This window comes from Streptomyces tateyamensis, from assembly GCF_003205575.1.
GTDB classification, from domain to species: Bacteria; Actinomycetota; Actinomycetes; order Streptomycetales; family Streptomycetaceae; genus Kitasatospora; species Kitasatospora tateyamensis.
The window spans coordinates 1-23,231 of sequence record NZ_PYBW01000037.1; the positions used below are offsets into that span (position 1 = coordinate 1).

Genomic DNA, 23,231 nt, shown 5'->3' on the forward strand with positions numbered 1-23,231 from the left:
CAGCGACTTCTTCAACTGCGCCACCAACTACGGCGCCGGCAAGTACGACCTGACAATCGTGGGCCCCAACCGCTTCCTGCGCCGCTTCACCGGCGACGCCACCAAGGCCGGCAAGACCTGCTCCGCCACCGCCTCCTACGCCGCGGCCCCCGACACCGGCAAGACGGCGCTGTGGTTCAAGCTGGGCAACACCGGCACCGCGGCGGTGACCTACACCGTCACCTCCAACCAGTACCGCACCGGCAGCTGGACCTACACCGTCCAGCCCGGCGCCACCGTCAGCGACTACTTCAACCAGGTCGCACTCTGCAACGGCTGGTACGACTTCACCGTCACCGTCTCCTCCGACACCACCTGGTCCCAGCGCTTCACCGGCCACCTCGAGACCGGCACCCCCAGCACCACCGGCTGACGGAACCTCCGGCCGGGCAGCGGCCGCTCAGGCCTCGGCCTGGGCATCGGCCTGAGCCTGGGCCTGCTTGGCGGCGGCCTCCAGGCGGGCCCGGTACTCCTGGTACCAGGCCTCGTCTCCGCCGTCCATGTTGCTGTTGCTCTCCCGCATACCGGTCCGACCGTCGATCAGCTCGCGGACGATGTCCGCGTGCCCGGCGTGGCGGTGCGTCTCTGCCGTCACGTGCAGCATGATCCGCTGGAGGGTGACGTCGCCGTTCTCGCCCCACCACTCGACACGGCCCCTCGCGTCCAGCGGCAGCGCCTCGATCGTCGCGTCCGCGTGCGCCCAGGCGCGGCGGTAGAGGCCGACGATCTCCTCGCGGGACTCGTCAGCCGGCGCCCACAGGTCCGCGTTCGGCTCGGCGCCCTCCTCGTGCCAGGGGAGCGCCTCGCCGTGCGGGCGGCCGAAAGTCGGGCCGAAGTACCCGAGCTCGACGCCGGCCAGGTGCTTGACCAGGCCGAGCAGGTTGGTGCCGGTCGGTGTCAGCGGACGGCGGCTGTCGTACTCGGACAGACCGTCAAGCTTCCACATGACGGCCTCACGAGCTGCCTTGAGGTAGCGGTGCAGGTCGTCCTTGGGATCGTTGGGTGCCATGGGGGCGAGTCTCCCACCCGCCACCGACACCGCGCCTCGAGCGGTACCGGGGAGTCGGTGGTGGCGCGCAGCGGGGGGTCGGGGCATGGGCCGTCCCTGGCTGATCACTCCTGCCTGCCGTCATGGCCGCCCAGACCGGTGCCGGTCGGGACGGAGTGTCAGGGGTTGGTGAAGCAGCTGGCGCGGCTGTTCCCGTGGGCGTACAGCAGGGGAGTGGGGTAGAAGAAGCCGGGTTCCTCGCCGCTGGGGGTGCCGGCTGGCAGGGCGGCCTGGCAGGCGGCTCGGGCGGCCATCTCCGCGGTGAGGTCGTTGCGGACCGGCAGGACCGGGGTGGCGTAGACCTTGCCGTCGTGGGCCTGGTCGCAGGGGACCAGGGTGACGGAGTCGACGCCGTCGTTGGGGTCCGGGGCGCGCGTGCTGTTGCGGAAGCAGTCGCCGACGCGCAGGTCGATGACGCTGTCCACCAGGGCGGCCGCGACCGAGCCGTTGGGGGAGCGCCGGACGTCCGGGCCGAACGAGCTGGCCAGGTTCGCCCAGATCCCGGCCCAGAACAGGGCCGCGACGATTCCGAGCACGGCGGCCCCCTTGCCGCGCTGTCCGGTACGCCGGACCTGGAACAGCCCGACCACCCCCAGCACCAGCGCCACCGGCACCACCCCGAGCAGCCCGCACCACCGCGCCCACCGCGCGAAGCGGTTGGTGCCGGAGGGCGGGTAGGCGCTACTGGCCGCGCTCGGTCGGCTCACCGGCGTCGCCTGGTCCGTTGCCACGTTCCCCACCCTCGTCCTGCCTGTTCGTATGCCTGTTGCGGGTCGGGACTCTAGCGGATCCGGCGAGCCACTCCACCAGTCGGCCCGCGCAGCGGAATGCGGGGCCGCACGAAGCAGGACCACGGCGAGGGCGTGTCGTGGCAGGGCGAACGCGGTCTCTGGAACCGCGGCGGTGTCCGAGGAGTCCTCAAAGAAGACGGGGGCAGTCCTGACGGAAGGTCAAGGAGGTTTCTATGTCTGGTGGTTCGAGATCCAGCGGGATCGTCGACACGACGCTGGCGGCCGGCGGTGCGGCGGTCAGCGCCATCGCGGCAACCACGGTTTTGGCTGCGACCGCGGTAGCGCAACTCCTGATCCAGCTCGGGCGATTGATCGCCGACGTGGCGAGCTGGTGGCGTAGCCGTTAGGCAGGGCCCGGCCACCTGTCCGGCCGTTCGCCCGCTCGCCCGCCTGGCCGACGGTTAACCCGGTGAACCCGCCGGGTCGCGGGCACTACTGTGCCCGCATGACCAACACCCCCGTCGGCCCCGCCGAGCTGCCCGCGAGCTTCGCCTCGCTGCCCACCACGAGCTTCGCGTTCCCCGGGCCGCTGCGCGACCAGTTGGTCGCGGCGGTCCTCGACGGCTCCAAGACCTCCACCACCGGGGTGCTCGCCGACTACGAGCACGAAGGCGAGCCGCTGCCCGAGGTCGGCAACCAGTTCCTGGTCGTCGATTCGGACGAGCGCCCGGTCGCGGTCATCGAGACCACCTTCGCCGCCGTCGTCCCACTGGCGGAGGTGGACCTCGCGCACGCGGTGGCCGAGGGGGAGGGGTACACCACCGTCGCCGAGTGGCGGGAGAGCCACGAGCGGTACTGGCACAGCGAGGCGATGCGCACGGCCCTGGCGGACCCTGACTTCACCGTGGACGACGCGACACCGGTGGTGCTGGCGCGCTTCCGCCTGGTCGCGGACCTGCGCCCGGCCAACTGACGAACCCCGTAGCATCGTTCCCGGCCGAGCCCCGGCCCGGGTCCCGGCCGGGGCCCGGGCCGGCCGCCCGGCCCGCCCGCCCCGGATGGCGGAAGGGGCGTGTCGCGGACCGCCGTGCCGCGCCCCGACCCCTAGCGTCAGAGCCCATGGCCTCCCCGCTGCCGCCGCTGCGGCCGTCCCCCTCGCACCAGGTCCGCGCTGCCGTACTGCTGCGCCGACCGATGCTGTGGCTGGTGCCGACGGTACTCGCGGCCCTGGTCACGCTGGTGCTGGCGCTGCTCTACATGGGCGGCATCATCAACCCGAACGGACAGCTGCACCGACTCCCGATCGCCGTCGTCAACGCCGACGCGGGTGCGACGCTGCCGGGCGGCCCGCAGAACCTGGGCGACCAGGTGGCCCAGTCGGTCGTCGCCGCCTCGCCCGCCGGGTCGGTGGCCTGGCACCGGGTCGACCAGGCCGAGGCGCAGGACCTGCTCGCCTCCGGCAAGGTCTACGGCGCGTTGGTGGTCCCCGCCGACTTCACCGCCAGGGTCGCCGCCCTGACCACCACTCAGGCCACCGCCCGGCCGACCATCACGGTCCTCACCAACCCCGGCGTCGGCAGCCTCGGCTCGTCACTGACCGCGCAGCTCAACCAGACCGCGGCCCGCCAGGCCTCGCTGGCGATCGGCAAGCAGCTCACCACCGCGCCGGCCGCTGCCGCCACGGACTCGACCACCCGGCTGCTGCTGGCCGACCCGGTCACGGTCGTCACCCAGGTCGGCCACCCCATCGGGCAGCACAGCGGCCTGGGCCTGAGCGCCTTCTACTACACGCTGCTGCTGGTGCTGAGCGGGTTCATCGGCGGGAACCTGGTGCACACCTCGGTGGACACCGCGCTCGGCTACGCGGACAGCGAGTTCGGCCCGTGGCACAGCCGCCGACCCACGGTGCCGATCGGGCGGACCCAGACCCTGCTGCTGAAGATGGCGATCACCGCCGGGATCTCGCTGGTCACCGCCTCGCTGGTGATGGTCGCCTGCATCGCGATCCTCGGCATGGACGCCTCGCACCTGCCGCTGCTCTGGCTGTTCTCGTTCTGCGCGTGCCTGGCGGTGGGCCTGGGCGTGCAGGCGATCAACGCGGCGTTCGGCAGTATCGGGCAGCTGGTGTCGATGTTCGTCTTCATCGCGCTCGCCCTGCCGTCCTCGGGCGCGACCGTTCCGCTGGAGGCGGTCCCGGGGTTCTACCGCTTCCTCGGCGCCTTCGAGCCGATGCGCCAGCTCAGCGCCGGGGTGCGGGCCATCCTGTACTTCGACGCCCGCGCCGACGCCGGCCTGGCCCGCGCCTGGACCATGATCGCGGTCGGCGTCGTGGCAGCCCTGCTCTTCGGCTTCCTGATGACCCGTTACTACGAGCGCAAGGGGCTGCGGCGCCTGGTCCCGCAGCCGGCCGAAGACTGACGGCACGGAACGCCGTTGCCCAGGAGTCCGTCGGTGCCGGCAGCAAGCGGCATGGACGACGAGATCCGAGACCTCACCGACCAGTAAGGATGCCCGGGTGCGCGGAGGGGCGCGCACCCGGGCATCCGGTCAATGGGCGGCCGACTCGCCGCCGGTCGAGAGCAGCCGACCGGCGGCCGGCGGCCGGCGATCGACTCAGCCGTTGCTGTCGGCAGGCGTGGTGCTGGTGGTGAAGCCCTGCGCCTTGTTGGCCGCGATCGCGAACTCGTTGGTGAGGGTGGTCCCCAGGTTCACCGAGTCGGTCTTCACCCCGACCAGCTTCTCGGTGGCGAGCACCGTCTTCGGACCGTTGGCCGGCATGATGCCGTCCGGCAGGAACTGCCCCTTGTCCTGGGTCAGCGCCGAGATGTAGTCGTCCTTGGTGAACGTGCCGTTGGAGACGTAGGACGGGGGCAGCGCGTTGGCGATGTCGGCGGCGCTGTGCGAGTCGATCCAGTGCATCGTGGCGACCAGCGCGTTGACCACCTTCTGCGCGGCCTCCTTGTGGCTGTTGACCCAGGCGGTCTGGGCCAGCACGCCCGCGGACGGCCAGGTGCCACCCATCGCCTGCTGGGCGCCGGTGGTGGTAGCCAGGTCGACGGCGGAGTAGCCGATGTTCTTCTTCTGAATGGCCGTCACGGTCGGCTGAGTGGTCATCACACAGGCGGTCTTGCCGTTCTGCAGGGCGGCGACCGCAGTCGAGCCGGCTCCGACGCCGATCCGTGAGTACTGGTCCGGCTTGAGCTTGCTCTGGGCGGCCAGGAACTGGGTGAGCGTGTCCGTACCCGAACCCAGGTCGGTGACGCCGAGGGTCTTGCCGGCGAAGTCGGCGGGCGAGTGGACGCCGCTGTTGGTGGTGCACATCTCGCGCTCGCCAGGCGCACCGGAGAGGTTGACGATGTCCTCGACCGCCTTGCCCTTCACCTGGAAGTCGATGGTGTGCACGTACCAGGCACCGGTCATGTCCACCTGACCCGAGGCCATCGCGTCCTCGGCGCCGATGCCGCCGTCGGTCTCGGTGCTCAGCACCACGTTGACGCCGAACTTCTTGTAGTAGCCGAGCTGCTGGGCCAGCTGGTACGGCAGGTAGATCTGCTTGTCGATACCGCCGACCATCAGCTTCACCGTGGGCGTACCGGAGCCGGAACCAGAACCGGAGCTGGAGCAGGCGGTGAGACCAAGGGTGGCGCTGAGGACGAGAGCGCCGGCCAGCGAGCGGGTGAGGGGCCGCTTGAACATGGCTGCCACGTTCCTTTCGGGGTACTGCGGGGTGGGTGGGGGAGCTGTCCGGCCGGGGGAGCCGGGCAGCTGGAAGGCCTGGGCAAGCCGGGCGGAGCCACGGGAGATGCCGGGAGATACGGGAGATACGGGAGATACCGGGGGAGGGGAGGCGGAAACGGCCGAGCCGGTCCCTAGATGGCCGCACTCTCGGACGGCGCCGGCGGTCGCCAGGAGAGCAGTCGCCGTTCGAGCCTGGTGATCAGCCACTCCGCCGTCAGCGCGATGACCGCGATCACCGACATGGTGGCGAACACCCCGTTGGGGTCGAAGCTGTTCTGCGCGGTCTTGATCACCAGACCCAGGCCGCTCTGCGCCCCGAGCACCTCGCCGACCAGGGCGCCGACCACGGCGAAGCCGAAGGCGGTGTGCAGACTGGCGATGATCCAGGTGAGTGCCGAGGGCACCACCACGTGCCGCACGATCTGCAGCGGCGAGGCGCCCAGCACCCGGGCGTTGGCCAGGATGTTGCGGTCCACCTCGCGCACCCCCTGGAAGGCGTTGAAGAAGACCACGAAGAACACCAGCACCGCCGCGAGCAGCACCTTCGGCGTCTCGCCGATCCCGAAGGCGACGACGAAGATCGAGCCGAGCACGATGCGCGGGATGGCATTCACGATCTTGATGTACGGGCCCAGCACGTCGGCCAGGAAACGGTTCTGACCCAGCGTCACCCCGAGCACCACGCCCGCCAGCGACCCGAGGACGAAGCCGAAGAGCGCCTCCCGCAGCGTGGTGGCGATCTGCGACCAGTAGGAGCCGAACTCGGTGGCCTGGTCACCCTGCGAGAAGTAGTCGCCGAGCCGCTGGGCGATCCCGCTCGGCTGCCCGAAGAAGAACGGGTCCAGCCAACCGACGGAGGTGACGAACTGCCAGCCCCCGATCAGGAACGCGGCCAGCCCGAGCCGGGCCGCCAGGACCAGCAGCTTGCGCCGTCGCAGCGCCCGTGCCCCCGCGCCCGCGGCGGTGTCGGCGGCCCGCTGCGCGGTGGCGCTGACCGTGGCGGTGTTGCTCATGACGTCTCTCCCGTCGTACGTGCGTAGGCGCGCTGGACTTCCTCGCTCAGCGACTCCCAGATCTGGTGGTGGAGTTCGAGGAAGCGCGGCTCGAAGCGAATGGTCTGCACCGAGCCGCGCGGGCGCGGCAGGTCGATGTCGTAGACCGCCTTGACCGACCCCGGCCCGGAGGTCATCACCACCACCCGGTCGGCCAGCGCGACGGCTTCCTCGAGGTCGTGGGTAATGAAGATGACCGCCGGGCGCAGCTGCTCCCACAGGGTGAGCAACTCGTTCTGCATGATCGCCTTGGTCTGCACGTCCAGGGCACCGAACGGCTCGTCCATCAGCAGGATCGAGGGCTCGTTGATCAGGGCGGCGGCCATCGCCACCCGCTTGCGCATACCGCCGGAGAGCTGGTGCGGGTGGTGGTCCTCGAAGCCGGCCAGGCCGACCCGGCGCACCCAGTCCCGGGCGGCCGCCTGCGCCTGCTTCTTCCCTACGCCGCGGAACACCGGTCCCATCGCGACGTTGCCGAGCACGGTCTTCCAGGGCAGCAGCGCGTCCGCCTGGAACATGAAGCTGGTGCCCTCGGTGATCCCGTCCACCTCGTGTCCGCCGACCCGTACCGAACCCTCGCTGGGCCGGTCGAGCCCGGACACCAGGCTCAGAGTGGTCGACTTGCCGCAGCCGGTCGGCCCGACCACGGCGCAGAACTGCCCCGGCTCCACAGCGAAGGTCACGTCGCGGGTCGCGGTGAACGCCTCACCACTGGGCGTGAGGAACCGCTTGGTCACGCCGGACAGCTCGATCCGGGCGCCCGCCCGATCGCCGCGGCCGGCGGCCGGGCTGGTCACGACATCGTCTCGCACAGCCATCGAATCCGTCTCCTTGTCTTCCTCGGTCTTGGTGCCTCGGGTTCGAGGAAGTCCGGCGCACGGGCGCCGGGCCTTGCTGAGGTCACTGTTGTGTTTCAAGCGCAACCCCCGTTCTGTTCGGGGGGTGTTGCGCGGTGACGAGAAGGTAGGGCCGGGCGGGCGGGCGGCGGGAGTCTTGCGAGCGTTGCGCGGCTTCCCCGCGTTCTCGTGGGTTCTGCTCGTTCTGCGCACGGTCGCGGGGGTGGGCAAAGGCCGATCCACCAGGCACAATCACCGCAACGCGGAGGCACCGGGCAGCCGCGCCGAGGGGGTCGGCTGCGGTACGGAGGTGGGCCCGATGGCTCGAAGGAACGGTCGGGGCCGGAAACTCTCGGCTCGGATCCTGATCAGCCAGCTGCTCATCCTGGCGATCACCAGCGCCATCGGCTTCGTCCTGCTGGCCTTCGCCCAGCGCGACCAGCTCGACCGCGACTCCGAGCAGCGCGCCCTCACCATCGCGCACATCACCGCCGCGGACCCGCAGATCAGGCAGGCCATGGAGAGCGGCGTGGACGGCGGCATCGTGCAGTCCGCCGCCGGCCGGATCCAGAACTCCTCGCACGCCTCCTACGTCGTGGTGATCGACCTGCACGCCGTCCGGCACTCGCACCCGTTGGCCGAGTTGGTCGGCCGGCCGGTGGAGGAGTCCGTCGAGGTCTGGCACGGCGAGGAGGTGCTGGGCAGCGACCACGGCGCCACCGGCGGCTCGGCCAACGCCAAGGTGCCGCTCTACGGGCCGGGCGGGGAACTGGTCGGCGAGGTCTCGGTCGGCATCCCGGAGAAGGACGTGCTCGGCCAGTTGCGGCACGAACTCTCCAGCTTCGCCGAGTTCGCGGCCATCGCGCTGGCCGTCGGCTGCACCGCCTCCTACGTGCTGGCCCGCCGGCTCAAGCGCACCACCTTCGGCCTCGAACTGGAGGAGATCGCCGGCCTGCTGCAGGACCGCGAGGCGATGTTGCACGGGATCAAGGAGGGCGTGATCGCCTTCGACCCGCAGGGCAGGGTGAGCGTGATCAACGACGAGGCCCGTCGGCTGCTGGGCCTCGGCACCGCGGTCGGCTCCCGGCTCGACGACCTGCTGCCGGACGGCCGACTGCGCCGCGCACTGGACGGCACGTTGGAGGGCCTGGACCTGACGGTGCTGACGGACAGTCACTGCCTGGCGGTCAACCGGATGCCGGTGGTGCTCCAGGGCCGGGCTCTCGGCGCCGTGGTCACCGTCCGAGACCGTACTGAACTGGTCGGGCTGCTCCGTGAGTTGGACGCGGTGCGGGGACTGACCGACGCGCTCAGGGCGCAGCAGCACGAGTTCGCCAACCGGATGCACACCATGGCCGGCCTGCTCGAACTCGGCGAGCACGGCGCGGCGCTGGACTACGCCGTGGAGCTCAGCCGCGGTGACGCGGCGCCGGCCGAGGCGGTCCGGGACCGGATCGCCAACCCCCTGATGGTCGGACTGATCGTGGCGAAGACCACCGTGGCCGCCGAACGCGGCGTGCGGATCGTGCTCGAGCAGGACTCCCGCCTGGGCGAGCAGCCCGGCCACCTGCGCCGGCTGCTCACCGTCACCGGCAACCTGCTCGACAACGCGGTGGAGGCGGCGCAGGGGCAGCCCGGCGCAGCGGTGCGGCTGAGCCTGGTGGAGACCGAGCGGGCGATCACCCTGCGCGTGGCCGACAGCGGTCCGGGCATCCCGCCCGGCGCCGCGGAGAGGATCTTCGAGGACGGCTGGTCCACCAGCCCCGACCGTGGCACCGTCCGGCGCGGCCTGGGCCTGGCCCTGGTCCACCGCCTGGTGCAGCGGCACGGCGGTTCGATCACCGTCAGCGAGGGGCCGGGCGCTGTCTTCACCGTCCGCTTCCCGCTGCCCGACCACGACCCGGCCCCGCTCGGCACGTCCAGCACCGCGGCCCCCAGCGTCCTGGAGGGCGCCCTGTGATCAGAACCCTGGTGGTGGACGACGACTTCCGGGTCAGCGCGATCCACGCCGCCTACGTCGGCAAGGTCCCCGGATTCGAGGTGGCCGGCCAGCGCGCCAGCGTGGCCGACGCGGTCGAGGCCGTCCACGAGCTCCGCCCCGACCTGCTGCTGCTCGACGTCTACCTGCCCGACGGCAGCGGTCTGGACGTCCTGCGCCGACTGACCGCCGACGCCGCGGGAAGCCGCCCCGACGCCCTGGTGATCACCGCCGCCCGCGACCTCGCCTCGGTGCGCACCGCGATGCAACTGGGCGCCACCGGCTACCTGGTCAAGCCGTTCGGCTTCGCCGTGCTGGCCGAGCGCCTGGACGGCTACCGGGAGCTGCGCGAGCGGATGGCGGCGCTGGACGGTGCCGGAGACAACGGGCAGGCCGAGGTGGACGCACTGTTCAGCGCCGCCCGCCCCGCTGCGCTGCCCGCCGTTCCGGCCAAGGGACACTCCGCGCCGACCCTCTCGGTGGTGCTGGCCGCCCTGCGCGGTGAGCGGGGCGACCTGTCGGCCACCCAGGTCGCCGAGCGAACCGGGGTCTCCCGCGCCACCGCCCAGCGCTACCTCTCCTACCTGGTCCGCGAGGGCCTGGTCAGGCTCGACCTGCGCTACGGCGCCACCGGCCGCCCCGAGCACCGCTACCGCCCGGCCGCCCGCCCGTCCGCCTGAAGCGCCCGCGCGGCGGCCCGGTCGACCATTTCACCGCGGTCATTGCAGCGCGTCGTGATCTGCACGCCCTGAGTGATTGCCGGACTCCCCGCCTTCGGTCCTCGGTCTGCGGATCTTCCCGGGTCTGCGTCTTCGCGTCGACCGCAATTCTTCGGGGAGTTGCCGAGGTCACGCGGCGGTCGGAACCGGTGGAGGGTATGGACTCGTAGGACCGACTCATTCATCTAGTCGTTCGCGCCGTTGAGTTGGGCTGCGGCCCATGCGGCTCGTAGCACCGAGAGACGCCGCCGGATCTCCGGGTCGCCGGTGCTCGCGCCGACCAGGCCCGGCAGGGCGATGGCCCGCCCGTTGTGCAGGCGTACCTCGAGGAGGCAGTGACTGATGCCGCGGTTGACCTCCGGTGAGAACCCGAACGACTGCACCTGAGGCCAGGTGACCACCCGCGTCCTCACCAGGGTCCGCGTGGTGAGGCCCGCGGTACCCACTGTGGTACTGCCGCAGAACGGGCCCACGAAGGTGGCGGCGACGACGTAGGCGACGATCAGGCCGGCCGCGAAGAGCGCCATCATCGCGGGACTGCGGCCCTTGTCCCCGGCGGCGAGGACGAAGGCGAGGGCGCATGCCAGCGCGGTCGGGAAGAGGACCAGAGTCCGCAGGCCGGTCCGCCGGTACCGGATCGGTGCCTTGAAGCAGTTCCGCCCGTCACGCCGATCGCTCATCTCTTCCCCGCTCACTCCGCCGTCGACGGTCATTGTCGCGGAGGCCCTGGGCGCAAGCCAATTACCTGCCGGAAGGTGATAGGACAAAACCGTCACGCAACTCGGCGGACGCGTCCTGCGAGCCCCATGTGGCGGAGGGAGGAGAAGGTCCGGGCAGGCATCATGGCGGCATGCGTTGGCTGGCTGGACGCGGGCCGCAGGCCTGACGGTAAGCCCGGTGACCTGGCGCGACGCGGCAGCGCACCGGCCCGGGCAGCTCGAACAGGACGGGGCACTGGTGGCGGCTTCCGACTCGGTCGGGGTGCTCCTCACCAGGTCCACCCGCTAGGTGGCGCAGGCAATGGCGGAGCCCCGGCCGGGGGGGGGTGAGCCGGGGCTCCGCGGGCCCGGGGTCGGCGTCGGGGGGATGGCGCCAACCGGCCGGGGACTTTCGGATACCCGGGATGCGCCACTGCATGCACCGGCATGGTCCCCGACTGTGTGGGCCCCTGTCGGACATCCGGGGGTGCGGGCCGCGCCGGCACCGAGGTCAGTTCAGCTGCTCGGCCAGGGCGAGGATGATTCCGCTCGGCCCGCGGAGATAGCAGAGCAGGTAGCTGTCCTCGTAGCGGGTGACCTCGCCGACGAGTTCGGCGCAGTGCGGGCGAAGACGGGCGAGGGTGCTCTGGAGGTCGTCGACGGCGAACATGACGCGGTGCAGGCCGAGCGTGTTGGCGGGGGCGAACTCCGGCTCGGGAGTGATCGCCGTGGGACGGTGGTACTTCGCCAGTTCGATCCGGCCCGGGGCGTCGGGAATCCGCATCATGGCGATCTCGCTTCGCATGTCGTCGAGCCCGACGACATTTCCCGCCCAGCTTTCCTCGATCGGCATCCTGCCTTCCAGCTCCATGCCGAGTTCGGTGAAGAAGGCGACGGCGGCGTCCAGGTCGTCGACGACGATGCCGACATTGTCCATGCGTCGGATGGTCATGGCCCGGAGGATAGCGGCCGGGTCCGACGCGGCCGGTTCAACGGGCCGTCGCGGCCGGCGAGCCTGTCGACCCACGTCGCCATTGGCGCCGGCTACCTGCCACCCCGCAGGCCGGCGCCGAACTCGGTACTCAAGGGCAGCCGCCCCACTTTGATCGGAGCACCGCCGCCAAGCGGTAGCGTCGCCAACTCGGCCAACTGCACATAAAACAGGCAGAAGGTCAGTCAATCCGACGCGGATTGCGAGGAAGGATGTCAGATACCTTGCCGATACATCCGATCTATGTCTAGCGTGTGCGCACCCCGAGGAGCGCTCCCTGCCAGTCAGATCGGATCCCTCATGCGTTATCGATCAAGCAACCCCGAGCTCGAGGACCAGTCGCCGGCCCTCGACCGCCGGTCCCTGCTGACGTACGGCGCCGGGCTTGGTGCGGTGCTGGCGATCGGCTCGCTGCCCGTCTTCACCCCCGCCGCCCGGGCCGTCACCCGCCCGGCCGGCCTGGCTCTGGTCCCGGCCGGGAGCGCGACCCGGCTCTGGTACACCTCGCCGGGCACCGAGGCGGCGATCATGCAGCAGGGCCTGGCCGTCGGCAACGGCCGGCTCGGCGCCATGGTCACCGGCGACCCGGCGTCGGACGCCCTGTACCTCACCGACGACACGCTGTGGACCGGCGGCTTCAACAACACCCTCGGCAGCGACGGTCAGTTCCCGTACGGCACCAGCGACTTCGGCACCTTCCAGCTGCTGGCCAAGGCCCATGTCAACGTCCCGGCGCACGCCCTGTCGGCGGTCTCCGGCTACCAGCGCGCCCTCGACCTGAGCAACGGCTACGTCTCGGCCGGTTACCAGTACAACGGGGTGACCTACTCCCGCGAGGTCTACGCGAGCAACCCCGACGACGTGCTGGTGGTGCGCCTCAGGCAGGGCGGCGGCGGCAGCTACACGGGCAGTGTGGCGCTGAACGGCACTCACGGCGAGAGCACCAGCGCGAGCGGGGGCACCGCCTCGTTCGGCGGGACCCTGGCGAACGGCCTCAAGTACGGCTGCACGGTCGCGGTCACCGCCACCGGCGGCACGGTCTCGACCATGGGCGCCACCGTCACGTTCACCGCGTGCAGTGAGGTGGTGATCGTGTTCTGTGGCGGCACGAACTACACGCCCGACTACGCCAAGGGGTACCAGGACGTCTCGGTCAACCCGCTGTCGGTGGCCCGGAGCAAGGCCCAGGCCGCTGTGGCGGTGGCCGGCGACACGCTGCTGGCCACCCATGTCGCGGACTACCAGGCGCTGTTCAACGCCATGTCGGTGAACCTCGGCACCTCCAGTGCCGCGCAGCGCGCCATGGACACCCCCTCCCGGCTGGCCGCCCGGGCCGCCACCGGCGCCGCGCCGGACCCTGAACTGGAGGCCTCCTACCTGCAGTTCGGCCGGTACCTGGCCATCACCGGCTCGCGCGGCAGCCTGCCCACCAACCTGCAGGGCCTGTGGGTGGACAACAACAACCCGTCGTGGATGGCGGACTACCACACCGACATCAACGTCCAGATGAACTACTGGCTGCCCGACCGGGCCGGACTGCCCTCCTGCTTCGACGCGTTCGCCGACTACTGCCTGGCCCAGCTGCCCGGCTGGACCGCCACCACGCAGAGCCTGTTCCAGGACCCGCGCAACGGATTCCGCAACAGCAGCGGCAAGGTCGCGGGCTGGACCATCGCGATCAGCCTCAACCCGTGGGGCGGCAGCGGTTGGTGGTGGGGGCCGGCCGGCAACGCCTGGATGAGCAACACCCTGTACAGCCACTACGAGTACACCCAGGACACCGCCTACCTGCGGCGCATCTACCCGCTGCTCAAGGGCGCCTGCCAGTTCTGGGAGGCGCGGCTGATCACCGACCCCACCACCGGCAAGCTGGTCGACGATGCCGACTGGTCGCCCGAGCACGGGCCGACCAACGCCAAGGGCATCACCTACGCGCAGGAGTTGGTCTGGCAGCTGTTCCAGAACTACACCGCCGCGGCTGCGGTGCTCGGCCAGGACCCGGCCTACTCCACCACCGTCCAGAACCTGCAGAACAACCTCTACCTGCCCCAGGTCAGCTCGACCACCGGCTGGCTGGAGGAGTGGATGACGCCGAGCAACCTCGACACCTCCGACCTGACGCATCGTCATCTCTCGCCCCTGGTGGGCCTGTTTCCCGGTGACCGGATCACCGCCGACCAGAGCCCCGCCGCGCTGCTGACGGGTGTCACCAACCTGCTCACCGCGCGCGGCATGAGCTCCTTCGGCTGGGGCATGGCCTGGCGTGCGCTGTGCTGGGCGCGCCTGAAGAACGCCGACCTGGCCTACCAGGCGGTGATGACCGTGCTCAAGCCGTCGGTGAACTACAGCAACGGCGCGGCGATCAACTTCTTCGACATGTACAGCTTCGGCTCCAGCTCCGTCTTCCAGATCGACGCCAACTTCGGTACGCCCAGCGCGATGGTCGAGATGCTGGTGTACAACCGCCCGGGCCTGGTCGAACTGCTGCCGGCGATCCCGTCGGCCTGGTCCGCCGCAGGCAGCGTCAGCGGGCTCCCGGTGCGCGGCGCGATGGCTGTCGACCTGGCCTGGTCGGGCGGGCAGGTGACCAGCGCCACCCTGCACGGCACCCCGGGGGCCGGCACCACGGTCAAGTTCGGCACCTGGACCCAGGCGGTCACGATCGGCAGCGGTGGCTCGGTGACGGTCACGCCGCCGGCGCGCGCGACGGCTTTCACCCTGGTGAACCGCCGCAGCGGCAAGGTGATCGACGTGCCGGGGTCGTCCACCGCCACGGGCACCGCACTGATCCAGTACACCGGGCACGGCTCGCCCAACCAGCGGTGGAAGTTCACCGCCTCGGGCGCGGGGTGGGCGATCACCAATAACAACTCGGGCCTGGCAATGGATGTTTCGGGAGGCGGAACGGCCGACGGCGCGGCGATCATCCAGTGGACGCCGAGCGGTTCCACCAACCAGCAGTGGACGCTCGCCGACGCCGGCGGCGGCTACCTGAAGCTGGTCAGCGTGCGCAGTGGCAAGGTGATCGGGGTCAGCGGGGACTCGACCTCCGACCTGGCCGCCCTGACGCAGCAGACCGACACCGGTGACGCCAGCCAGCAGTGGCAGCGCGTCCCCGCGTAGCCGGCCGCCGTTCCGCGCCCGTCACCGTGCCGGTGCCTGCGGTACCCGGACCGCAGGCACCGCATCGCTTGTCCCGGGGAGGTGGCTGCGCGGTACGCGGCGCGTGTCCGCGCGACGGTCCGGACGGCGGCTGCTCACGCGGGCGGGGCGTCGGCCGAGGCCGGATGGCGGCCGTACCAGTCGAGGCAGACGACCAAGGCGTCGTCCAGGGCATCGTCGTCGCGGTGGCCGCCGAGCTCGGTCAGTACCGCTCGGGGAACTTCGGCGGCGGGCAGCAGTTGGGTGTCCAGGATCGCCCTGGCCAGCGCCCGCTGGCCGTAGGGCTCGCCCGCTTTGGAGGTGACCGCGTGCACGCCGTCGCTGACGAAGATCAGCCGGTCGCCTCGTTCGACCCGGATGCGCTGCGCCTCGTACGGGGTCTCGTCGGCGAGACCCAGCGGCAGCTGCGCCTCGAACGGAATGTGCTCGACCGCGCCGGCTCGGAGCCGGAGCAGCTTGGGCGAGCCCGCGTCGACGATCTCCACCAGGCCGGTGTCGAGGTGGAACTCGAGGAGCAGGACCGACACGTGGGCGTCACCGCGGTACTGCCCGTACACGGCCTGGTCGGCCAGGGCCGCTTGGTCGGCGATGCTGACGCCCGCTCGCCGGGCGTTGCGCAGGGAGTTGACGACCAGGTTGGTGAGCAGGGACGCCTCGATGCCCTCACCCATGCCGTTGGTGACAGTCAGAGTGAGGCGGTCCTCGGTGGCGGACCAGTCGAAGTTGTCACCGCGGATCGCGTAGGCCGGTTCGAGCTGGGCGCCGATGGCGTACTCGTCGCGGGCGCAGGCGCGGCCAGGCAGCAGCTGCCACTGCATCTCGGCGGCGAGGGTGAGTCGGCTCTTGCGGCGGGCCTGGAGATAGAGGTCGGTGTCACGTTCCGCGACGATGATGTGGTAACCGAGCATTTCGGCGATTTCCCACAGTTCGTCCTGCACGGAGGGGGTGAGGGTGGAACTGTCCAGGCCGACGCTCAGGATGCCGAGACGGTCGCCCCGGACGGTCACCGGCAGGTGCAGCAGACGTGTTCCCTCGGAGGCGCCCGGCTCCGCGAAGGGCTCCTGCGAGCCGAAAGCGCGGCCCGGAGCGCTGGTGTGCACCGGGAGCGGTCGCGCGGTGTGGGGCAGCTCCGTGACCGGCTGCAGCACGGTCAGGCTGTAGTCGGCCATGAGCAGCTCAACCTGGTGAGCCTGGTAGAGGTCGGTGAGACTGGCACGGATGGTGTCCAGCAGGGCGTACGGCGCAGCGACGCGCAGTGCGCGTTCTACCGCCGACAGGTTGGCCGCCAATCAGCCCGTCCTCTCGATCGACCGCCGACCGTTTCCGTCGGCGATGTGTCCTGTGTGGTGGCACGGGTGCCAAGATGGCCCCATGGACACAGTCTCCCCCCTGCCGGGCCGCTCAGACGCCGCGGCCATCGCGTCGTCAGTGGTGGAACTGCTGGAGGTGCTCTGGGGCGGTGGCCGCGACCTGGTCGCTGCACCGGTCTCGGTGTCGCAACTGCGGGTGCTCTACGTCCTGGAGGCCAGCGACGGAATCAACCTGCGCACCCTCACACAGGCCCTGGACACCCGGCCCTCTTCCGCCAGTCGGCTGTGCGATCGGCTGGAAGCGATCGGTCTGGTGCAGCGCACCCCGAGTGCGGCCAGTCGACGGGAGCTCGAACTCCACCTGACGGCCTCCGGTCGCGCGTTTCTCGCCGGTCTGCGAGCGGACCGGGAGCAGTCCCTGCAGGGGGTTCTCGAAGCCATGACCGCCGCGGACCGCCGCGCGCTGATGTCCGGGCTGACCTCCTTCCGTGCAGCAGCCGTGGGGGTCACGGCGCAGCGGACCACCCCAGGGGTGCCGGGCGGAGAGCCGGTCGCGGACGAGTCCGGCCACGATGGGTCCGGACACGACGTCGTGCAGGGCGTGCGGGATGTCGGGCCCGCGCGCAGCGCCTGAACCGGGCGCTCGCCCTGCCCGCCCCGCGCGGGCCACCCTGCTCACGAAGCGGTCACGGATCATTGCTGAGCGGCGATTGTTGTCGAAGCGCAACTATTGCCTCTAGGGTGGGCCATGTGCCGCACTCTGCGGTACCGGGCCGCGCCCTGCGCACCGCCCGGGTGAAGGGAGGCCGTAGTGGCTGAACGACCCAGCACGGCCCCGGGCTGCCTGACGGTTCACCTGACGATCGGAGCGGAAGTCGCCCAGATCGAACTGTCGGGCGAGATGGATCTGGACACCCGTCCGCAGTTCGAGGAAGCGGTCCGTCACGCGCTTCTCATGCACGCCCGGATCGTGATCGTGGACGCGAAGGACCTCACGTTCTGCGACTGCGCGAGCCTCGGCAGTCTGCTCCGGGCGAAGAAGCGCATCACGGAAGCACCCGCCACCTTCCATCTCGCCAACCCGTCGCCCGCTCTGCTGCGCCTCGCCGACCTCACCCGCACCCGCAGTGCCCTTGGCCTTCCACCGCAGCTACCGACGGCCCGTACCGAGTCCGCTCCCGTCAAGGGCGGTGACCGCGTGGGCGTGGCCCCCTGACCACTCCGGCTGAGGGGTCAGGGCGGGGATCGGGACCCGCCGAAGGGCCGCCGTACCTCCGTCGGCCCGGGGGAGGGGCGCGACGGGCCGGCGCCCATCGACACACTGCCGCGCCACCGTCCACCGCGTGGATGGTGTCGGTGACGCAGCCGTGGCCGCGGCTGACAGCGGGTGGAGCTTCGCAGCATCATCCGGCGGAACGGGGGCAGGTGATGAGCTGTATCCGACGTATCTGACCTGTGGGGACTGCCTGTGACCGCGCGTGAGACGATCGAACATACCGGCGACCTGATCAAGGGCGTCATCAAGGAGTACGCCGGCATGGTGACCGGTGACGAGGACCTGCGGGCCGAGGGCCAGGCCGACTACGCCGGGAGTGCTGCGCAGCGGTCGGCCGATCCGACCGGGACCCCCGCGGACCACTGCGCGAGGGCCGGTCAGTCCACGCATTCCCAGGACGCAAGGGCTGACGAGACGTCAGCCTGATCAGAAGCTGTCGAGGCCACGCCGCTCCACGAGAGAACGGCACGTGACCAGTGACAGGACAACATCGGCCTCCTTCACCTTGTCAGCGAGCTGACGGGGTGAGGGCCGTGCGGTCGAACGGGCCACCATGCGAGGCGGCGTACGCGACGGCGGCGTTGACGGCGTCGAGGCCGAACGTCCTGACCCGTTCGGGGGCGAGGTCCAGGGCGCCCGAGGCGAGGAGCCGGATGATGCCGACGTTCGCTGTACGCGGGTACATCCACTGGCCTCGCACGGTGATCGAGTTGCGCATGATCCATGGGTAGGGGAGTGCGAAGTCGTCGCCACCGAGCATGCCGACGCCGCCCATGAGAACGACGCGGCCGTACTCGCGCACGGTCATGGCTGCTGTGCGCGCCACCGAGCTGGGTGCGCCCGGCGGTAGCAGGTCGATCACCATGTCGATCGGGCCGCCGCCCGCCGCGGACATCGCCGCGCGGTCGCCGGCCTCGTCCCCGGTGAGCGGGACCGTGCGCACCCGCGGACCGAACCGGTCGGCGAGGAGGTCGAGCGCGGTCTGGTTGCGGCCCGGGGCTACTACACGGCCCGCCCCCATGGCGAGCGCGACCGCGACCGCGCTGCTGCCGAGGTTGCCGGTAGCTCCGCTGACGAGCAGCGTCTCACCGGCGGCGAGCCCGCCGGCCAGCAGCCCGCCGTAGGGAATGACGTGCATGCCGAGCGCGGCCCAGCGGGCCGGGTCGTCCCCCGCCGCTGCGGGCAGCGGGAAGACGTTCTCCGTCGGGACCCGCATGAGCTCGGCGAACGATCCGTCATGCAGGTGCCGGGCGAGCCGCGCGCCGCCCTCACCGCGGGAGCTCCAGCCCTGGAGCGTGATGTCGGGCGTCAGGGCGTCGTCCCGCGAGCGCACCGTACAGTCGCACCACACCAGGTCGCCGGGGCGCAGCCGGGTGGCGTCCGGGCCGACGTGGACGACCCGTCCCACGCCGCCGATGCCGGGCACCACGGGAGGGACCAGGGGGTAGTTCCGCTCGCCGCTGAAGACCTCGGCCGCGTAGGGCGCCACGGCGGCGGCGAGGACCTCGACCACCACCTCGCCGCCGCCGGCCTCGGGGTCGGGCACCTCCCGCACCGTGAGCGGGGCGCCGAACCGCGTCAGAACTGCTGCTCGCACGTGATGACCTCCGTGTTCGTCCGTGTTCGTCGTGATCGACACTATGAGCCCGGTGGGCATGCGGGAAGCGACGATCAGGCATGTGTGGTATGCGTATGTCGCATGGACATCTCCAGCACAGGCCTGCGGGTCCTGCGGCAGATCGCCGAGTCCGGCAGCTTCACCGCAGCAGCCGTCCGACTCGGCTACACCCAGTCGGCGGTCTCGCGCCAGGCCGCCGCCCTCGAACGAAGCGCGGGCGCCGCCCTCTTCGAACGCCGACCCGACGGAGTGCGGCTCACCCCTGCGGGACTGACCCTGCTGCGCCACGCCCGCACGATCCTGGACTGCCTGACGGCGGCCGAACGCGACCTCAACGGCACTGTCCCGCGGACCGAACCGGTGCGGCTCGGCCTTTTCCTGAGCGCGGGCGCGGCCATCCTGGCTCCCTCGCTCGCCCGCCTCGCGGCAACCGACCCGCAGATCACGGTCACGACCACCGAGGGCACCACGCCCACCCTGACCCGGGCACTGCGCGCGGGTTCGATCGACCTCGCCGTGCTGACGTCCCGCCCACCCCACCGGCCCTTGGACGGCGAGTCACCGCGCCTGCACGTCGAGACCGTCGCGGACACCGAACTGGTCGTGGCGGTGCCTTCGACCGGCCAGTTCGCCGGCCGCACCGCGGTGCACGTCGACGAACTGGCCGACGCCCCCTGGATCGCCACCCCGGCGTCGAACTCCGAGCCCCTGCTCGGCGTCTGGCCCGGCCTGCCCGGGCGGCCGCACATCGTCCACCGCGCGCGCGACTGGCTGACGAAGCTTCAGCTGGTTGCCGGTGGCTTCGGGGTGACGACGGTGCCCGCCCGGCTCTCGCCGGTGCTCCCCTCCGGGGTGAGCCTGCTGCACGTCGAAGGCGCACCCCCTGAGATCCGCCGGGTTCTCGTGGCGCGACTCCCCGGCCGCCCGACCCCGGCGATCACGGCCGTCACCCGGGCCCTCACCTCGACCGCCTGATACGTGCCGTCAGGGCCGCCCGGGGCAAGGTGAGCCGCTGCCCCGGCTCCTCGTGCGGGCGCCTTGCGGCGCCGGGCTCAGAACCGGGTCAGCCCAGCTCCGCCGCCAGCTCCTCCAGGGCGCCGGTGACGATGGTGCGCATCGCCCGCTCGGCCCGCTCGGCGTCGCCCGCGCAGACCGCCTCGGCCACCTCGCGGTGCAACTGGACGGCGTAGGCGCGCGGCTGGTGCGGCATCAGGTTGTGCTCGGTGCGCCCGGTGAGCACCGCGCCCACCGTGTCGCCGAGGTGGGCGAACATCTCGTTGCCCGAGGCACGCAGCACCGTGGCATGGAAGTCGATGTCGTGCCGCAGGAACGCGGTGAGGTCGGCGGCTCGCGCGGTGACGGTCAACTCAACAGCCAGCGCGCTCAGTTCGCGGCACTGGTCGGCCGTGGCGTGCTGCGCGGCCAGGGCTGCGGCGGCCGGCTCCACGGCCACCCGTAGCGAGCCGAGCGAGCGCAGCTGGGCTGCCCGGTCGGCGCCGGCCAGCCGCCAGCGGATCACCAGCGGGTCGAAGACGTCCCAGTCCCGCCTGGGCTGCACGGTGATCCCGACGCGGCGCCGGGAGGCCACCAGGCGCATCGACTCCAGGATCCGGACCGCTTCGCGCACCACCGTGCGGGAGACCCCGAAGCGCTCCTCCAGCTCCTCGATCCGCAGCACCGCCCCCTCGGCGAGCTCCCCGGACGCGATGGACGGTCCCAGCTCGGCGAGCAGTTTTCCGGGCAGCCCCTGGATCTCCATCCCGCCAGCCTAGGGCCTGGCTCACCAGTCCCGCCGGGTCCGGCCCGCCCGGCACGCACTCTCGCCGCACGGCCGGAGCATATAAGTATGACGATTTGATGTCGCCATCTTGAATAAGTCATACCTTTGGGGCGATAGTGGCGGCACCGCAGCCAGTACGAGGAGCGAACCCATGGCTCTCAATGCCGAGAACCAGCTGATCGTCGTGATGGGAGTGGCGGGCGTCGGCAAGACCACCGTCGCGCACCTGCTCGCCGAACGCCTCGGCCTTCCCTACGCCGAGGCCGACGACTTCCACCCCGCCGCCAACATCGCCAAGATGACGGCCGGCATCCCGCTGGACGACGCCGACCGCGAGCCGTGGCTGCGCGCCCTGGCCGGCTGGCTGCACGAGCGCGGGCAGGCGGGCACCGGCGGAGTGGTCACCTGCTCCGCGCTCAAACACCGCTACCGCGACACCCTGCGCGCCGGCTGCCCCGACGCGTACTTCCTGCACCTGGACGGCGGGCGACGTCTCATCGCCGACCGTCTCGCCGCCCGGACCGGCCACTTCATGCCGGCCTCGCTGCTCGACTCCCAGTACGCGGTCCTCGAACCGCTGCAGGCGGACGAGCGCGGCACCGTGCTGGACGTCGGCCCTGACCCGGACGGCAAGATCCGCACCCCCCACGAACTCGTCGAGATGGCCGCAGCCCGGCTGCGGCCCGTCAATGGAGACCTCGCGTGACCGCCTCCCTGCTCCTCGCCGCCGCCCCACAGGCGCTCCCGCACACCCACAGCGACGGCAGACTCCTGCTGGCCGTGCTGCTCAGCATCGGCGTCATCGTGCTGCTGATCAGCAAGCTGAAGCTGCACCCGTTCCTGGCCCTGACCCTCGGCTCGGGCCTGCTCGCCGCGGTGGCCGGCGCGCCCTTCGACAAGCTGACCGCCAGTTTCGCCACCGGCTTCGGCGCCACCGTGACCAGCGTCGGCCTGCTGATCGGCCTCGGCGCGATGCTCGGCAAGCTGCTCGCCGACTCCGGCGGTGCCGCGATCATCGCCGACACCGTGCTGGGCCGGGCGAGCAGGCGCACGCTGCCCTGGGCGATGGCGCTGATCGCCGCGCTGCTCGGGCTGCCGCTCTTCTTCGAGGTCGGCGTGGTGCTGCTGATCCCGATCGTGCTGATGGTCGCCAAGCGCGGCGACATCCCGGTGCTGCGGGTCGGCATTCCCGCGCTGGCCGGCCTGTCCGTGCTACACGGTCTGGTCCCGCCGCACCCGGGCCCGCTGGTGGCGATCGACGCCCTCAAGGCCGACCTCGGCACCACCCTGGCGCTCGGCCTGCTGATCGCCGTGCCCACCCTGGTGATCGCAGGACCGCTCTTCGCCCGGGTCGCCGAGCGCTGGGTGGGCCCGCTGGCCCTGCCGGAGACCACCCAGGAGGCGGCCGCCGAGCGTCCCGAGAGGACCCCCGCGTTCGGCGCGGTGCTCGCCACCATCCTGCTGCCGGTGGTGTTGATGCTCGGCAAGGCGCTGGTCGACGTGGTGATCGACCAGCCCAAGGACGTCACCCAGCGGATCCTCGACTTCGTCGGCTCGCCGCTGATCGCGCTGCTCGCCGCGGTGCTGCTGGCGATGGTCACCCTCGGCCGCGCGGCCGGCTTCGACAAGGGCCGGATCTCCGACACGGTGGCCAGGTCGCTCGGCCCGATCGCCGGCATCGTCTTCATCGTCGGCGCGGGCGGCGGCTTCAAGCAGACCCTGATCGACGTGGGCGTCGGCGACGCGGTCAGCCACTGGGCCGGCAAGCTGCACCTCTCGGCGCTGCTGCTCGGCTGGCTGATCGCGGTGCTGATCCGGCTGGCCACCGGCTCCGCCACGGTGGCCACGATCACTGCGGCCGGCATCGTCTCGCCGTTGGCGGCCGGCATGTCCGGCACCCACGCAGCCCTGCTGGTGCTCGCCGTCGGCGCCGGCTCGCTGTTCTTCTCGCACGTCAACGACGCCGGCTTCTGGCTGGTGAAGGAGTACTTCGGGATGAACGTGGGCCAGACCATCAAGTCGTGGTCGGTGATGGAGACGGTGATCTCGGTGGTGGCGATCGCGCTGATCCTGCCGCTCAGCCTGGTCATCTGACGGATCGTGGCCCGCTCGGGGCTGGTGGGGGAGAGCCAGATCCCCTCGAGCGATCGGACAGCGAGCACCCCGTCGCCGGCGAATACCCGCCGAGCCCGACCCAGTGGGTGCGCGACCAGGTCGAGTTGTCCGAGTCCTCCGGCAGCACCAAGGGCATGGCC

Annotated in this window: 23 protein-coding genes; 13 read left to right on the forward strand and 10 right to left on the reverse strand. The window is 71.2% G+C overall.

Annotated elements, in window-relative coordinates; all coding sequences use genetic code 11:
• A partial coding sequence (locus C7C46_RS11730) for a phospholipase domain-containing protein (RefSeq protein ID WP_146259057.1) occupies positions 1–412 on the forward strand: 412 nt, incomplete at its 5' end.
• Between the two features lie 27 nt (positions 413–439).
• Here the strand turns inward: C7C46_RS11730 and C7C46_RS11735 are convergent.
• Together C7C46_RS11735 and C7C46_RS11740 are read right to left on the reverse strand one after the other, a co-directional pair.
• Entirely contained in the window at positions 440–1,048 is a 609-nt protein-coding gene (locus C7C46_RS11735) for a DinB family protein (RefSeq protein ID WP_110668549.1), read from the reverse strand.
• Positions 1,049–1,206: 158 nt separating this feature from the next.
• Positions 1,207–1,818: a DUF4190 domain-containing protein gene (locus C7C46_RS11740; protein WP_146259058.1), complete on the reverse strand. Its 612-nt coding sequence runs from the start codon at positions 1,816–1,818 to the stop codon at positions 1,207–1,209.
• 233 nt (positions 1,819–2,051) lie between these two features.
• On the opposite strand from C7C46_RS11740, the gene C7C46_RS34950 reads away from it, so the two are divergent.
• The 3 genes from C7C46_RS34950 to C7C46_RS11750 all read left to right on the forward strand — a co-directional run bounded on the left by C7C46_RS34950 (position 2,052) and on the right by C7C46_RS11750 (position 4,236).
• On the forward strand, positions 2,052–2,225 hold the full coding sequence (locus C7C46_RS34950) for a hypothetical protein (protein ID WP_181442304.1): 174 nt from the start codon (positions 2,052–2,054) through the stop codon (positions 2,223–2,225).
• 98 nt (positions 2,226–2,323) lie between these two features.
• Positions 2,324–2,791 (forward strand): ASCH domain-containing protein, encoded by a 468-nt coding sequence (locus C7C46_RS11745; RefSeq protein WP_110668552.1) that lies wholly within the window; start codon positions 2,324–2,326, stop codon positions 2,789–2,791.
• Between the two features lie 146 nt (positions 2,792–2,937).
• Positions 2,938–4,236: a YhgE/Pip domain-containing protein gene (locus C7C46_RS11750; protein WP_110668554.1), complete on the forward strand. Its 1,299-nt coding sequence runs from the start codon at positions 2,938–2,940 to the stop codon at positions 4,234–4,236.
• 195 nt (positions 4,237–4,431) lie between these two features.
• Here the strand turns inward: C7C46_RS11750 and C7C46_RS11755 are convergent, their stop codons facing one another.
• The 3 genes from C7C46_RS11755 to C7C46_RS11765 form a co-directional block, all read right to left on the reverse strand.
• The gene (locus C7C46_RS11755) at positions 4,432–5,514 is read right to left on the reverse strand and encodes an ABC transporter substrate-binding protein (protein WP_110668555.1); all 1,083 of its coding nucleotides are present in this window, start codon (positions 5,512–5,514) and stop codon (positions 4,432–4,434) included.
• Positions 5,515–5,687: 173 nt separating this feature from the next.
• Positions 5,688–6,569, reverse strand: coding sequence for an ABC transporter permease (locus C7C46_RS11760; RefSeq protein ID WP_110668557.1), 882 nt, complete (start codon positions 6,567–6,569; stop codon positions 5,688–5,690).
• Entirely contained in the window at positions 6,566–7,426 is an 861-nt protein-coding gene (locus C7C46_RS11765) for an ABC transporter ATP-binding protein (protein ID WP_110668559.1), read from the reverse strand. Before C7C46_RS11765 ends, C7C46_RS11760 begins: the two co-directional genes overlap by 4 nt.
• A 337-nt stretch (positions 7,427–7,763) precedes the next feature.
• Here C7C46_RS11765 and C7C46_RS11770 point away from each other — a divergent pair, with 337 nt between their 5' ends.
• Both C7C46_RS11770 and C7C46_RS11775 read left to right on the forward strand, forming a co-directional pair.
• Positions 7,764–9,404 carry an ATP-binding protein gene (locus tag C7C46_RS11770; protein WP_110668561.1) on the forward strand — a complete coding sequence of 547 codons (1,641 nt, stop codon included), beginning with the start codon at positions 7,764–7,766 and terminating at the stop codon, positions 9,402–9,404.
• Positions 9,401–10,102 (forward strand): response regulator, encoded by a 702-nt coding sequence (locus C7C46_RS11775; protein ID WP_110668563.1) that lies wholly within the window; start codon positions 9,401–9,403, stop codon positions 10,100–10,102. Before C7C46_RS11770 ends, C7C46_RS11775 begins: the two co-directional genes overlap by 4 nt.
• Positions 10,103–10,326: 224 nt before the next feature.
• Here the strand turns inward: C7C46_RS11775 and C7C46_RS11780 are convergent, their stop codons facing one another.
• Together C7C46_RS11780 and C7C46_RS11785 are read right to left on the reverse strand one after the other, a co-directional pair.
• Positions 10,327–10,854, reverse strand: a complete 528-nt coding sequence (locus C7C46_RS11780) for a PH domain-containing protein (protein WP_110668564.1) — start codon at positions 10,852–10,854, stop codon at positions 10,327–10,329.
• Positions 10,855–11,350: 496 nt separating this feature from the next.
• On the reverse strand, positions 11,351–11,791 hold the full coding sequence (locus C7C46_RS11785) for a VOC family protein (RefSeq protein WP_110668566.1): 441 nt from the start codon (positions 11,789–11,791) through the stop codon (positions 11,351–11,353).
• 339 nt (positions 11,792–12,130) lie between these two features.
• Between C7C46_RS11785 and C7C46_RS11790 the strand changes: the two genes are divergently transcribed.
• Positions 12,131–14,953 carry a glycosyl hydrolase family 95 catalytic domain-containing protein gene (locus tag C7C46_RS11790; protein ID WP_110668568.1) on the forward strand — a complete coding sequence of 941 codons (2,823 nt, stop codon included), beginning with the start codon at positions 12,131–12,133 and terminating at the stop codon, positions 14,951–14,953.
• 134 nt (positions 14,954–15,087) lie between these two features.
• On the opposite strand, the gene C7C46_RS11795 is transcribed toward C7C46_RS11790, so the two are convergent.
• A complete protein-coding gene (locus C7C46_RS11795; protein WP_245984359.1) occupies positions 15,088–16,281 on the reverse strand; it encodes a PP2C family protein-serine/threonine phosphatase in 1,194 nt (397 codons plus the stop codon).
• An 82-nt stretch (positions 16,282–16,363) separates the two neighbouring features.
• On the opposite strand from C7C46_RS11795, the gene C7C46_RS11800 reads away from it, so the two are divergent.
• The 3 genes from C7C46_RS11800 (at position 16,364) to C7C46_RS34955 (ending at position 18,004) form a co-directional block, all read left to right on the forward strand.
• On the forward strand, positions 16,364–16,936 hold the full coding sequence (locus C7C46_RS11800) for a MarR family winged helix-turn-helix transcriptional regulator (protein WP_110668570.1): 573 nt from the start codon (positions 16,364–16,366) through the stop codon (positions 16,934–16,936).
• 177 nt (positions 16,937–17,113) lie between these two features.
• A complete protein-coding gene (locus C7C46_RS11805) occupies positions 17,114–17,518 on the forward strand; it encodes an STAS domain-containing protein (protein WP_110668572.1) in 405 nt (134 codons plus the stop codon).
• A 252-nt stretch (positions 17,519–17,770) separates the two neighbouring features.
• Positions 17,771–18,004 (forward strand): CsbD family protein, encoded by a 234-nt coding sequence (locus tag C7C46_RS34955; RefSeq protein WP_181442305.1) that lies wholly within the window; start codon positions 17,771–17,773, stop codon positions 18,002–18,004.
• Between the two features lie 82 nt (positions 18,005–18,086).
• Here the strand turns inward: C7C46_RS34955 and C7C46_RS11815 are convergent, their stop codons facing one another.
• Complete coding sequence (locus C7C46_RS11815; RefSeq protein ID WP_181442306.1) at positions 18,087–19,175, reverse strand: alcohol dehydrogenase catalytic domain-containing protein; 1,089 nt, start codon at positions 19,173–19,175, stop codon at positions 18,087–18,089.
• Between the two features lie 102 nt (positions 19,176–19,277).
• Here C7C46_RS11815 and C7C46_RS11820 point away from each other — a divergent pair, with 102 nt between their 5' ends.
• Positions 19,278–20,171, forward strand: coding sequence for a LysR family transcriptional regulator (locus C7C46_RS11820; protein WP_110668574.1), 894 nt, complete (start codon positions 19,278–19,280; stop codon positions 20,169–20,171).
• 88 nt (positions 20,172–20,259) lie between these two features.
• Here C7C46_RS11820 and C7C46_RS11825 read toward each other — a convergent pair whose 3' ends face one another.
• Positions 20,260–20,955: a FadR/GntR family transcriptional regulator gene (locus tag C7C46_RS11825; RefSeq protein WP_110668576.1), complete on the reverse strand. Its 696-nt coding sequence runs from the start codon at positions 20,953–20,955 to the stop codon at positions 20,260–20,262.
• Between the two features lie 172 nt (positions 20,956–21,127).
• Here C7C46_RS11825 and C7C46_RS11830 point away from each other — a divergent pair, with 172 nt between their 5' ends.
• Together C7C46_RS11830 and C7C46_RS11835 are read left to right on the forward strand one after the other, a co-directional pair.
• Positions 21,128–21,682: a gluconokinase gene (locus C7C46_RS11830; protein ID WP_110668578.1), complete on the forward strand. Its 555-nt coding sequence runs from the start codon at positions 21,128–21,130 to the stop codon at positions 21,680–21,682.
• Positions 21,679–23,070: a GntP family permease gene (locus tag C7C46_RS11835; RefSeq protein WP_110668580.1), complete on the forward strand. Its 1,392-nt coding sequence runs from the start codon at positions 21,679–21,681 to the stop codon at positions 23,068–23,070. Before C7C46_RS11830 ends, C7C46_RS11835 begins: the two co-directional genes overlap by 4 nt.
• The last annotated feature ends 161 nt before the right edge of the window (positions 23,071–23,231 follow it).